This is a genomic window from Mesorhizobium sp. M7A.F.Ca.CA.002.15.2.1 (assembly GCF_003998715.1).
Taxonomy (GTDB): Bacteria; Pseudomonadota; Alphaproteobacteria; order Rhizobiales; family Rhizobiaceae; genus Mesorhizobium; species Mesorhizobium ciceri.
This window is the reverse complement of the sequence record NZ_RZPI01000099.1, coordinates 1-11,544: the sequence shown is the minus strand read 5'-3', so window position 1 is coordinate 11,544 and position 11,544 is coordinate 1. Positions and strand designations below refer to the sequence as shown.

General features: G+C 62.2%; 15 protein-coding genes. 7 read left to right on the top strand and 8 right to left on the bottom strand.

Annotation, left to right across the window (positions count from 1 at the left end):
- Positions 1-1,795: autotransporter outer membrane beta-barrel domain-containing protein (locus ENZ74_RS08725; protein WP_164760973.1), on the top strand; the 1,795-nt coding region annotated here is incomplete at its 5' end.
- A gap of 35 nt (positions 1,796-1,830) precedes the next feature.
- Positions 1,831-2,409, top strand: coding sequence for an invasion associated locus B family protein (locus ENZ74_RS08720; protein ID WP_063168994.1), 579 nt, complete (start codon positions 1,831-1,833; stop codon positions 2,407-2,409).
- Positions 2,410-2,494: 85 nt separating this feature from the next.
- On the opposite strand, the gene coaBC is transcribed toward ENZ74_RS08720, so the two are convergent.
- The 5 genes from coaBC to ubiE all read right to left on the bottom strand — a co-directional run bounded on the left by coaBC (position 2,495) and on the right by ubiE (position 6,909).
- Positions 2,495-3,727 carry a bifunctional phosphopantothenoylcysteine decarboxylase/phosphopantothenate--cysteine ligase CoaBC gene (gene coaBC / locus ENZ74_RS08715; RefSeq protein WP_063168993.1) on the bottom strand — a complete coding sequence of 411 codons (1,233 nt, stop codon included), beginning with the start codon at positions 3,725-3,727 and terminating at the stop codon, positions 2,495-2,497.
- Positions 3,724-4,146: a type II toxin-antitoxin system VapC family toxin gene (locus ENZ74_RS08710; RefSeq protein WP_024502801.1), complete on the bottom strand. Its 423-nt coding sequence runs from the start codon at positions 4,144-4,146 to the stop codon at positions 3,724-3,726. The genes coaBC and ENZ74_RS08710 overlap by 4 nt, the downstream gene beginning before the upstream one ends.
- Positions 4,147-4,148: 2 nt before the next feature.
- Positions 4,149-4,406: a plasmid stability protein gene (locus ENZ74_RS08705; RefSeq protein WP_013529622.1), complete on the bottom strand. Its 258-nt coding sequence runs from the start codon at positions 4,404-4,406 to the stop codon at positions 4,149-4,151.
- Between the two features lie 81 nt (positions 4,407-4,487).
- Complete coding sequence (ubiB, locus tag ENZ74_RS08700) at positions 4,488-6,062, bottom strand: 2-polyprenylphenol 6-hydroxylase (protein ID WP_063168992.1); 1,575 nt, start codon at positions 6,060-6,062, stop codon at positions 4,488-4,490.
- 70 nt (positions 6,063-6,132) lie between these two features.
- Positions 6,133-6,909, bottom strand: a complete 777-nt coding sequence (ubiE, locus tag ENZ74_RS08695; RefSeq protein WP_063168991.1) for a bifunctional demethylmenaquinone methyltransferase/2-methoxy-6-polyprenyl-1,4-benzoquinol methylase UbiE — start codon at positions 6,907-6,909, stop codon at positions 6,133-6,135.
- Between the two features lie 134 nt (positions 6,910-7,043).
- Between ubiE and ENZ74_RS08690 the strand changes: the two genes are divergently transcribed.
- Both ENZ74_RS08690 and ENZ74_RS08685 read left to right on the top strand, forming a co-directional pair.
- Positions 7,044-8,018, top strand: a complete 975-nt coding sequence (locus ENZ74_RS08690) for an adenosine deaminase (protein ID WP_063168990.1) — start codon at positions 7,044-7,046, stop codon at positions 8,016-8,018.
- 146 nt (positions 8,019-8,164) lie between these two features.
- A complete protein-coding gene (locus ENZ74_RS08685; RefSeq protein ID WP_127312732.1) occupies positions 8,165-8,941 on the top strand; it encodes a 3-deoxy-7-phosphoheptulonate synthase in 777 nt (258 codons plus the stop codon).
- 69 nt (positions 8,942-9,010) lie between these two features.
- Here ENZ74_RS08685 and ENZ74_RS08680 read toward each other — a convergent pair whose 3' ends face one another.
- Positions 9,011-9,154 carry a hypothetical protein gene (locus ENZ74_RS08680; protein ID WP_335918377.1) on the bottom strand — a complete coding sequence of 48 codons (144 nt, stop codon included), beginning with the start codon at positions 9,152-9,154 and terminating at the stop codon, positions 9,011-9,013.
- 99 nt (positions 9,155-9,253) lie between these two features.
- Between ENZ74_RS08680 and ENZ74_RS08675 the strand changes: the two genes are divergently transcribed.
- From ENZ74_RS08675 to ENZ74_RS08665, 3 genes are all read left to right on the top strand, one after another.
- Positions 9,254-9,670 carry a GFA family protein gene (locus ENZ74_RS08675; protein ID WP_013531901.1) on the top strand — a complete coding sequence of 139 codons (417 nt, stop codon included), beginning with the start codon at positions 9,254-9,256 and terminating at the stop codon, positions 9,668-9,670.
- 81 nt (positions 9,671-9,751) lie between these two features.
- Complete coding sequence (locus tag ENZ74_RS08670) at positions 9,752-10,111, top strand: diacylglycerol kinase (RefSeq protein ID WP_024503562.1); 360 nt, start codon at positions 9,752-9,754, stop codon at positions 10,109-10,111.
- A gap of 40 nt (positions 10,112-10,151) precedes the next feature.
- Positions 10,152-10,739, top strand: a complete 588-nt coding sequence (locus ENZ74_RS08665; RefSeq protein ID WP_063167905.1) for a hemerythrin domain-containing protein — start codon at positions 10,152-10,154, stop codon at positions 10,737-10,739.
- A gap of 3 nt (positions 10,740-10,742) precedes the next feature.
- Here the strand turns inward: ENZ74_RS08665 and ENZ74_RS08660 are convergent, their stop codons facing one another.
- Positions 10,743-11,330 carry a DedA family protein gene (locus ENZ74_RS08660; protein WP_024503560.1) on the bottom strand — a complete coding sequence of 196 codons (588 nt, stop codon included), beginning with the start codon at positions 11,328-11,330 and terminating at the stop codon, positions 10,743-10,745.
- The coding region (locus ENZ74_RS08655; RefSeq protein ID WP_127312731.1) for a DUF1003 domain-containing protein at positions 11,327-11,544 on the bottom strand (218 nt) is incomplete at its 5' end. The genes ENZ74_RS08660 and ENZ74_RS08655, both read right to left, overlap by 4 nt.

Sequence of the window (11,544 nt, the reverse complement as noted above, 5' to 3'; positions counted from 1 at the left end):
ATTCCAGACCTTCCTGTTGGCGCCCGGTCCCGTCGTGCCGACCAATGCGATCCTGGAATCGCTGCTCGACGATTTCAGTCCGCTGGCCATTACCGGCACGTCGGGTGATGACCATGTCGACAATTCGCGGCTGGGCGACACGCTGGGACGCGTCATCGGCAACATCGATCTCGGCGGCGGCGACAACAGCTTCCACAATTTTGCCGATGCCTCGATGGTCGGACTGAAAACCATCGATCTCGGCGGCGGGCTGTTCACCAATGACGGGCTCTATACCAACCAGGGCATCGGCGTGGTGGCGAAGGTGGATGTCGGCGGCGGCTTCAAACAAAACCTCTCCGGCGATTTCGTCACCGATGTGGATCTCAACAACCAGATCACGGATGCCCTGGCACTAACGGCGGCCGGTGACTTCAACGGCGAAGCGCCGCTGAATTTCCTGTCGATCGATAAGCTGTTCACAGAATATGTGGTCGCCAATGGCTCGGGGATGACCGACTCCGGCATAGCAGCGAAGACCTTGCATCCGGCAGTGGGCTTCAACTTCCAGTTCCGGGTGGATGGCGGCACCGATCTCGTTCTTTACGCCGACAACCCGACATTCCTGGAACTGGCGCAGGATCCGGGGTCCGGCACCACCGATCCCGGCGTGTTCCAGATGGCGCAGTACCTTGACGATGTCGAGGCAGCATCGACCCCGGACAACCCGATGGCCAGGCTGATCAACATGCTGCGCTTCCTGCCCAATGAAGAGGAACTGGGTGCAGCATTGACCCGGCTCACACCGCATTATGCCGTGCATACGTTCAACATGATCAACCGCGAAGCCGACATGATGCTGGAAGCGGCGCGTGAGTGTACTGGCGTGCCTGCCTACAAGAATCCCGACGGCCGCTGCGTCTGGGCAACGATCAGCCCGCAGGCCGAGTACAGCCGCGACGCGGGCGCTGGCACTACAAGCCGCGACGACGTCCTGAAGACGATGTCGCTTGGCGGCATTGGCGAGATCGGCCAGAACTGGTCGCTTGGTGCCACGATCGGCCGCACAGAGTTCGATTCCAAGATCGGCTTCAATGGAGACCTGCTGTCGGAGACCACCGGTGAGGCCTGGCAGGCCTATGCGCTGGCCAAATATACCAACAAGAATTACTTCGTGGACTTTGCACTCGGTGGCGGCACGGGCTCGTTCAAGGGCGAACGCGACACCCATATCGACCCGGCATTCTACATTCCGGGCGAAACGTTGGCGGGTGATTATCTCGACGAGGTAATGCTGCCTGGCATCGGCAGCAGCGTCACCTACACACAGAAGACCGCGATGTTCGGCGGCTCGGCGCGGTTGGGTTTCACCCGGGAGATGGGCGCCTTCTATCTGCAGCCGACAGTGCAGTTCGACGCGCGCTGGCTGCGTGTCTCAGGCACGGAGGAGGGTTCGGTCGCCGCCTTCAACTTCGATGGCTCGGCCAACACCTACTATTCTGCAACCCCTGCAATCGAGATCGGCACCGACATCGCGCTCAGCGACATTGCCAGCCTTCGCGTCTACGGCAAGGCCGGGGCGGAGTTTTCCAACAAGGAGTGGGAAATCGAAGGTCGCTTCGCGGCGGCGGAGAATCTGCCTGGCAACCCCGCATTGCACTTGACGGAGGCCGTCGATTCGCCGCTCTATCGGGTCGGCGCCGGCCTTGAACTGAATGGCGTCAATGGCGTCGGCATGTCCGTCAGATATAATGGCGCCTTCGGCGAAACGGTTAAACAGAACGCGATCAGCGCGTCTCTCAAGGTCAGCTTCTAGCTGGCCCGAGGCGGAGCCGGGCGGGAGGGGTCTTGATGAGGAAGTTCGCGTATTTCGTGGCGATGCTGGGTGTTGCCTGCACCGTCGGTGTGCCGGCCGCGGCGGCGCAAACCAAGAGCGACAAGGCGGTCGCGGCACCGGCTGCCGCCGATGCGCCGCAGTTGCCCGGTGGCGCGTCGGCACTGTCCGAAACCCACGGCGACTGGACGGTCAATTGCCAGATATCAGGCGCGACCAAAACCTGCAGCCTGTCGCATCAGCAATTCAACAAGCAAAACAATCAGCGCCTGCTGGCGATCGAGCTGTCGAGCAAGACCGGCGAGGATGCCACGGGAACGCTTGCGCTGCCGTTCGGCCTGGCGCTGGCCAAGGGGGTGAGCCTGACCATCGACGATCAGAAGCTGGACGGCAGCCTGGCGTTCAACACCTGCCAGGTCGTCGGCTGTCTGGTGCCGGTGATGTTCGATGCGACTGTCACGCCGCTGCTGAAATCAGGCACCACGCTGAAGATCGACGCTTTCGCGGCAGACACCGGACAAGCGGTGAGCTTTTCCATTCCGCTCAACGGCTTCGCCGGCGCACTTGCCCGAACCGCGGAGCTTTTGACCAATTGATGTGAGCCGCAGGACTTAAAGCGCGCGCCGCCTGAACGCAGTCTCGCGGCAGGGCGGTGCGTCACTGCAGCAGAACATTTTTCAGTCAAACGACGATTGTTTTAAGCCGTTCGGCGATCAGGGCGGCAAGCCGAGCCGCCACTTCGTCCTTGCTCATCTCCGGCCATTCCTCGACACCGGCCTTTGACACGATCCGCACCCGGTTGCGATCGCCGCCCATCACGCCCGAAGAGCCGACGCCGCTTCCCTGCGACACGTCGTTGGCAACGATGAGATCGGCGCCTTTCTTCTTGAGCTTGGCCTCGGCGTTGCGCAGGAGATCCTGTGTCTCGGCGGCGAAGCCGATAACCAGGCCGGGTCGCTGGCTGTGATGGCCGACGCCGGCGAGAATGTCGGGATTCTCGACCATGCGCAGCACCGGCGGCCCTTCGCCCGCGACCTTCTTGATCTTCTCACCGGCCGAGTTCTCGGTGCGCCAGTCGGCCACGGCGGCGACGAACACCGCCGCATCTGCGGGCAAGAGCCGTTCCACCGCGTCGCGCATCTCCTGCGCACGCTCGACGTGAATGGTCTTCACTCCGGGGGGATCGGCGATGCCGACAGGGCCGGAGACGAGGCGCACATCGGCGCCGAGCCTGGCCAGTGCTGCCGCGATGGCATGGCCCTGCTTGCCGGACGAGCGGTTGGCGATGTAGCGCACCGGGTCGATCGGCTCATGGGTCGGGCCGGAGGTGACGATGATCTTGCGCGCCGACAGCGGCCTGGGGCCGACATCGAGCAGCGCCTCGACCGCAGCAACGATCTCCAGCGGCTCGGCCATGCGGCCTTCGCCCGCCTCATTGCTTTCGGCCATCTCGCCCCTGGCCGGACCGACGAAGGTGACGCCGTCCTTCTGCAGCGTCGCGCGGTTGCGGCGGGTGGCCGGATGCGCCCACATTCTGGGGTTCATGGCCGGCGCCATCAGCACCGGCTTGTCGGTGGCGACAAGCACGGTGGAGGCCAGATCGTTGGCGTGGCCGTTTGCGAGCTTCGCCATCAGGTCGGCGGTGGCGGGCGCCACCACCAGCAGATCGGCCTCGCGCGACAGCCTGATATGGCCGACATCGTGTTCGTCATTGCGGTCGAACAGCTCGGTGAAAACATGGTCGGCGGAGAGCGCGCCGACCGACAGCGTGGTGACGAATTCCTGCGCGGCCGATGTCATGACCACCCGAACCGCGGCCCCGCGCTCGCGCAGCCGGCGGATCAGATCCAGCGCTTTGTAGGCGGCGATGCCGCCGCCGATGATGAGCAGGATGCGCTTGCCGGAGAGGCTCATGCACCCTCCCAAGGATTGACTATGCTGATACCGCAATCGGAAAAGTCAGCAACGTTTCTAGTCACCACCGCAAAGCCCCGCGAGCGAGCAACCGAGGCGATCTGTGCGTCAAATTCGCGTATAGGACGTCCCAGAAATCGTCTGTTCGAAACAATCTCCGCGTATGCTTCGGCTTCGCGGTCACCGAACGCGAGCACTGGGGTCTTGAGCCATTTGGTGAAAAAGGCCCCGATGACACTACCCAGTGCAGCCTTACGCGTTCCGTCCGGCATGTTCGCAAGCCCAACGAGCAGCTCTGCCTTGGTCATCGCCGTGACATATGAGCGGGTCGCGAGCGAGCTATCCATCCAGGTAGCCACCCCTGCATCCGGCCGTGGTTTGAAGGTTTCCGAGATAACATTCGTATCCAGCACGAACATGGTTAGTCAAATTTCAGTGGCTCGCGCGTAGGGCCGCGCTCCGGCAACTCGACATCGAAACCGCCATGGGGCTCAACCAGCCTACGAATCGCGGCATAGAGTGACTCTCCCCGAGGGTCTTGGTCCACACCGTCCGAAAGAACACTCTTGGCAAGAACGCTACGCGCTTCCTCTTCCATTGAGACTCCCCTCACGGCAGCTCGCTCACGCAGTTTCTGCTTCACGTTGGTGTCGAGATTGCGGATGGTAAGTGTGCTCATGTTTTTGCTCCTTACCTCAACCTAGTCCATGAAAGCGTTGCTTTCAATGATAGCAATGCCGGCACTGCTGTCACCGAGAACTCAGATCATCTTCCAGGCGATATAGACCAGCGTCACGGCAATCACCCAGAGTGCCCAGCGGCCGGAACGGCTGTAGCGCGCCTCGGCCTTGCCGATGGCGTGGGCGGTGGTCTCGTCGAAGCGCAGGCCGTGCTCGGCCATCAGGTCGATCTCGCGCGACAGCCGGTCAGTGCGCGCCGCAAGCTCGGGCACCTGGCGGGCCAGCGTCAGCAGCGCCTTGGCGCCATCGCGCGCATCCATCATCATGCCACGCGGCCCAAGATTGCCTGATATCCAGTCGCCGACCACCGGCTCGGCAGTCTTCCACATGTTGAAGGCCGGGTCGAGCGTGCGCGCCACGCCCTCCACCACCACCATGGTCTTCTGCAGCAGGATCAGTTCGGGCCGCGTCGCCATGTCGAAGAGCTCGGTAACCTCGAACAGCAGCGTCAGAAGCTTGGCCATCGAGATGGTCTCGGCCGGCTGGCCATGGATCGGCTCGCCGATCGCCCGGATCGCCTGCGCGAAGGCCGCGACATTGTGCTGGCGCGGCACATAGCCGGCCTCGAAATGGACCTCAGCGACGCGCAGATAGTCGCGCGTGATGAAGCCGTAGAGGATTTCGGCGAGGAAGCGGCGCTCCTTCTTGCCGAGCCGGCCGGCAATGCCGAGATCGACGGCAACGATGGTGCCGTTCGCCTCGACGAACAAATTGCCCGGATGCATGTCGGCGTGGAAAAATCCGTCGCGCAGCGTGTGGCGCAGGAACGACTGGATCAGGTTTGTGGCGATGGTTTTCAGATCGTGGCCCGCCGCGACCAGTCCGGCAATGTCGTTCATCTTGACGCCGTCGACCCACTCCATGGTCAACACGTCGCGGCCGGTACGCTCCCAGTCGACGGACGGCACGCGAAAGCCGGGGTCGTGCCTGGTGCTTTCACCGAGCTCCGAGAGGGCCGCCGCCTCGAGGCGAAGATCCATCTCGATCTTGGTGGTCTGAGCCAGCGTCTGGGTGACCTCGACCGGCCGCAGCCGGCGGGACGAGGGGATGTATTTCTCCTGCAGGCGAGCGGCAAGGAAATAGCTTTCAAGATCCTGGAAGAAGCGGCGGCGCACGCCGGGCCGGATCACCTTGACCGCCACCTTGGTGGCAACGCCGTCATGCATGGCATCGGCGGCATGGACCTGGGCGATGGAGGCGGCGGCGACCGGATCGCCGAATTGAGCGTAGAGATCGCCGACTTTGCGCCCGAGCGAGGCTTCGATGGCCGCTATGGCTTCGGCCTTCGGAAAGGTGTGCATCTTGTCCTGCAACATGGCGAGATCGAGCGCCATGTCGTTGCCGACGACGTCGGGCCGCGTCGCCAGGAACTGGCCGAGCTTTACATAGGAGGGGCCGAGCCGGACGACCGCCTTGGCCAGCCGGTCGCTGCGCTCATAGGCCAGCGCGCGGCGGCGCGTGAACAGCCGTGCCATCCGCCAGCCGAACTTCGGCAGGCCGGACAGTTCCTCACCCGGCAGAGCGGCGACGACACCCTCGCGGACCAGCACCCAGCCGGCCCTTACGAGCCGGAATCCTGCACTGACATTGCTCATGGCAGCGCCAACCCTGCCGGCTCTTTGAACCGGCATAGCACGCGTCGATTGTGAGAAATGCGGTCCGGCCTCAAAGCTTCCAGCCCGAATGAAGTGCTGCAATACCGCCGGAATAGTTGCGGAAGGAAACGCGGTGGAAGCCGGCGCGGGAAATCATCGTCGCGAAATTCTGCTGGTTGGGAAACCTGGCGATCGATTCGACCAGATAGGAATAGGGCTCGCCGTCGCCGGTGACCATCTTGCCGATCTTTGGAATGGCGTTGAACGACCAGGCTTCATAGGCCTTGTCGAGCAGCGGCATCTCGACCTCGGAAAATTCCAGGCACAGGAAGCGCCCACCGGGCTTCAGCACGCGAAACGCTTCGCCCAAGGCCACCTCGATGCGCGGTACGTTGCGGATGCCGAAAGCGATGGTATAGGCATCGAATGTGGCATCAGGGAAGGGCAGTTCCTCGGCATTGGCCTCGACGAAATCGGTGTTGCCGGACAGGCCCTTCTTTTCGGCCCGGTCGCGGCCGACAGCCAGCATCGAGCCATTGATGTCGAGCACGGTGGCATGGGCATTGCCGTGGCTGGCATCGACGATGCGAAAGGCAATGTCGCCGGTGCCTCCGGCAACGTCGAGCACCTTCCAGCCCGCCCGTTTAGGCGGATTGAGCCAGGTGACCATGGCGTCCTTCCACAGCCGGTGCAGGCCGGCCGACATCAGATCGTTCATCAGGTCGTAGCGGTTGGCGACCTTGTGGAAAACATCGTTGACCAGGGACTGCTTGTCGCCAGCCCCTACACGCTTGAAACCATAGGAGGTTTCCATGCCGCCCGCGGCCGTGGTTCTCTCAACTGACATTTTTTTGATCCGTCATAAAACCGGCGGGACCATAGCCGATCGATGGTGCGGGCGCTATTGTTTAAGGCGCGGTGTTCAGCCGCGCTTCCAGGTGGCGGGTTTTCGAGACCTGGACGGACCGACGGGATGATTGAATGCCTTTGAAAGCGGAACTGCACTGCCACATCGAAGGGGCAGCGGCGCCCGAACTCGTCATCCGCCAGGCGCAGAAATACGGCAAGGACACCTCGCCCTATATCCAGAACGGTTCCTTCGTCTGGCACGATTTCACCTCCTTCCTGGCGGCTTATGATTTTTCCGCCGATCTGTTCCGGACCGAGGAGGACTATGCGCGGCTGGCCGACCACTATCTGACCAGCCTTGCCCGCGACGGCGCCATCTATTCCGAGGTGTTCACCTCGCCGGACCACGCTAAAAAAGCCGGCCTGTCGCCCAAGGCCTATACCGACGCGCTCGGCGAAGGCATGGCCCGCGCCAAGGCCAAGACCGGCATCGAGGGCCGCATGATCGTCACCGGCGTGCGCCATGTCGGCGTCGAGTCGATCGAGCAGGCGGCGCGCTTCGCGGCGCGCTGCGGGCATCCGCTGGTCACCGGTTTCGGCGTTGCCGGCGATGAGCGGATCGGTGATATGGAGGACTATGTCAGGGCTTTCGAGATCGCTCGCGAAGCCGGGCTCGGCATCACCATCCATGCCGGCGAACTGACGGGCTGGGAGACCGTCCAGGCGGCGCTGGATCACATCCGCCCGTCCCGCATCGGCCATGGCGTGCGCGCCATCGAGAACCCGGACCTCGTCCGGCGCATCGCCGACGAGGGTATCGTGCTGGAATGCTGCCCCGGTTCCAACATCGCGCTCAAGGTGTTCGACAGTTTCGCCGATCATCCGTTTCCGGCCCTGCAGGCGGCAGGCTGCAAGGTGACGCTCAATTCCGACGATCCGCCCTATTTCTGGACCTCGCTCAAGCGTGAATACGATATCGCTGCCGAGCATTTCTCGATGAACGACAAGGCGCTGACCGCCGTCACCAGAACGGCCATCGAGGCCGCTTTCGTCGATAGAAAGACAAAGACGGCACTTCTTGCCCGGTTGAACAGCGCGGCACGCTGATTTCCGCCGACAAAGCTGTGGTCGGTGCGGGCCAAGCGGTTCCTTGGCCGGCGCATTGCCGCTAGGGTTCGCCCAGGCAGCTTGAAGCGCGGCGCGTCCGAAAGGGCGATGCGCGCATTTTCGGGCGCAGGCATCAGGAGAACACCATGCAGGGCGTCACCGTCGTCGACCACCCGCTTGTCCAGCACAAGCTGACCATCATGCGCAAGAAGGAAACCTCGACGGCGGGCTTCCGCCGGCTGCTGCGCGAAATCTCGCTGCTGCTCGGCTACGAGGAGGCGCTGACGCGTGTCGATTCGACCTCCGGCGACTGGTACGCTACCTCGGGCCATATGATCTGGATCGGCGACCGCACCCGCCAGCCGGACCATGCGCATGTCGAATATTGCCGCGGCATCAAGAACCCGCTCGGCCTGAAATGCGGTCCGTCGCTGACGCCGGACGGCTTGCTGGAGCTGATCGACTTGCTCAACCCCGAAAATGAACCCGGCCGGCTGACGCTGATTGCACGTTTCGGCTCCGACAAGGTCGCCGACCATCTGCCGAAGCTGGTTCGCGCGGTGCAGAAGGAAGGCCGCTCCGTGGTGTGGTCGTCGGACCCGATGCACGGCAACACGATCGAGGCCGCCGGCTACAAGACGCGGCCGTTCGACCGCATCCTGAAGGAGGTTCAGACCTTCTTCGAAGTGCACCGCGCCGAAGGCACGCATCCGGGCGGCATCCATGTCGAGATGACCGGTAAGAACGTCACCGAATGCACCGGTGGCGCGCGCGCCATCACCGCCGAGGAGTTGCAGGACCGCTACCACACCCATTGCGACCCGCGCCTCAACGCCGACCAGGCGATCGAACTGGCGTTCCTGGTGTCAGACCTGCTCAAGAAGAGCCACCCGGTGCAGCACAAGCAGGTTGCGAACGGTTAAGCTCGATTTCGGCCTGAACGGCTGACGGAAAAAGCGCTGGAGAAATCCGGCGCTTTTCTTTTGGTTGGTTCAGTGCCCGCGTTCCCAGCGCAGGCCGGCGAGTCTGGGGTCAGCAAACGCCGCCCTTGAAAACTCGATGCGCTTTTCCGGAAACTCGCAGATCGCCTGCACGCCGAACGCACCAAGCCGGATGCGCCAGGTCCGCGGCTCCATTCTCCACGCCAGTACATGTCGCATTTGCTTGCGTGCGTGCGCCGCAAAGCTGGAATCCTGAAGGCGATGCCAGGCACTTTTCTTTCAAGGAGGATCGACGTGAGTGGTGGTCACCAGGGATCGTGTCTGTGTGGAGCCGTCCGCTTCAGAACGAACGGAGCGTTGCGTGGCGTCGTCTATTGTCATTGCTCGCAATGCCGCAAGCAGAGCGGACATTTCTATGCCGCGACCAATGTTGCCAATGTCGACATCGTGATCGATGGCGTGGAAAGTATCACCTGGTACGAAGCCTCTACCTTCGCCAGGCGTGGGTTCTGCAAGGCATGCGGGTCGGTGCTGTTCTGGAAGCCGCGAGACCAGGACTACGTTTCAGTCATGGCGGGATCGTTCGACAAGCCGACAGGTCTTGAGGGGGAATGCCATATCTTCGTTGGTGACAAGGGCGACTATTATTCGATCGACGACGGGCTGCCGCAGTTTGAAAAGTCGACACCGTCCATACCGGTTGCTGAATGAATCTTGGACAAGTCACCTTATTCCATTGATCTGGCCAGCCATTGCATTATCCCGTGCCGGTGATTCGCAAAGGGGTTTGGCATGCAGCGGCTGATCGACGCTTATTTCAATTCGGTGCGGGCGTTTCGCAAGCTGGCCGCCAGCGAGAAGGCTTTCCAGCAGGAGCTGATGCTGCTGGCGCTGGCACTGCCGCTCGGCTGGTTCGTTTCGATCTCGTGGCGCGGTTATGCCTTGCTGATCGGCGCGGTGCTGCTCTTGATCATGGTCGAGGTGCTTAACACCGGCATCGAGGCGGCATGCGACGCTTTCAGCCGCGAGTTCAATGTCGACATCCAGTTGGCCAAGGATTGCGGTTCGCTGGCGGTGCTGATTTCGGTGCTCATCGTCGCCGGTGTCTGGGGCATCGCCATTATCGAGCGGATCACTGGGCTACCGATCTAGCCTTTCGATGCCTATATGGCAGTCACCAAAGGAGACTGTCATGGCCGGGGCCGCCAATTTTCTGCTTCTCGAACGCGTGGGCCTGCCAGACGATCTGCGCTGGCTCGTCGAAAAATACCCGCGTGAAAACTGGCAGGACCATGCCAACGTCCACGGCATCGCCAATATGTGGCTGCAGCGGCACGACATGTTCCGCGAACTTGGCGGCATGCTGGCCAACGGCATTGACGACTTCCGTGAGGGACGGCTGACGGCGCCTGATTTCGCGCGCTGGTTCGCGCCGCGCCTCAATCATTTTCTTGGGCATCTCGACGGTCACCACAATGTCGAGGATTATCAATATTTCCCGATCTTCGCCAAGGCCGAGCCCCGTTTGAAGCGCGGCTTCGAGATTCTCGATGCCGACCACCACACCATCCATGAAGGGCTGGAGCGCAATGCCGAGGCGGCCAATGCCTTCATTAAGACGCTTCAGGAGAGCGAGGACAGACAGCGCTTTGCAGCCGACGCCTATGCCGACGAAAACAGCCGGCTGATCGCCATGCTGACAAGACATCTTGCCGACGAGGAAGACCTGATCGTCCCGCTTATCCTCGATCGGGGGGATCAGGCGCTCGGCGTGGATTGACGATCAGCCTTCCCTGGCGCGTTCCCTCCTGGCGATGTGACGGGCGACGAGCCATGCCACAACGGCCACGGTCAGGCCGATGCCAAGACCGATCAGCAACCGTTCGTGATGCATCAGCGCCTGGCCGATGAAGTGCTCTGCGCCAAGTCCAAAGACATAACCGATCGTACCGAACAGCACCGCCCAGACCGCCGATGAAAGCGCGTTGAGGATGACGAAGCGCGGCGCTGTGATATTGGAGAGCCCGGCTGCAATGCCGCCGACGAGACGCATGCCGTAGATATAGCGGTTCGACAGCACGAAAATGTCGGGATGGGTGTTGAGCAGGCGAAAGGCGCGGCGAAAGCCGGGCCGCTTGCGCAATCTGACGACATAGGGATGGTCGGCAAAGCTTCGTCCGAGGATGAAGAAGAAAGTGTCGCCGACAAAGGCGCCGAGGCCGGCCGCAAGGACGGCGTGCCACAGCACGAAGACCTGCTGGTGGGCGAAGAAGCCGCCGAGAATGGCAGCACTTTCGCCCTCCGCGATGCAACCGACAAAGACCGCGAGCAGCCCGTATTGTTCGATGAAATGGTGGATCGCGTCGGTCATGAAGCCGACTGCTGCGAAGACAGCCTTTCGTCGATCCGCTTGATCATCTCGGTCAGTTGCACGATCTCGTCGCGCATGCCGAGAATCTGGCCGTGGCGCAGTTCATCCAGCTTTTCATGCAGCGCCATGATCTCGATCTCGGCTTTCAGGTTGACCTCGTAATCGTGGGCGGCGTCGATGCGGTCGCGTTCGGTCTGGCGGTTCTGCGCCATCA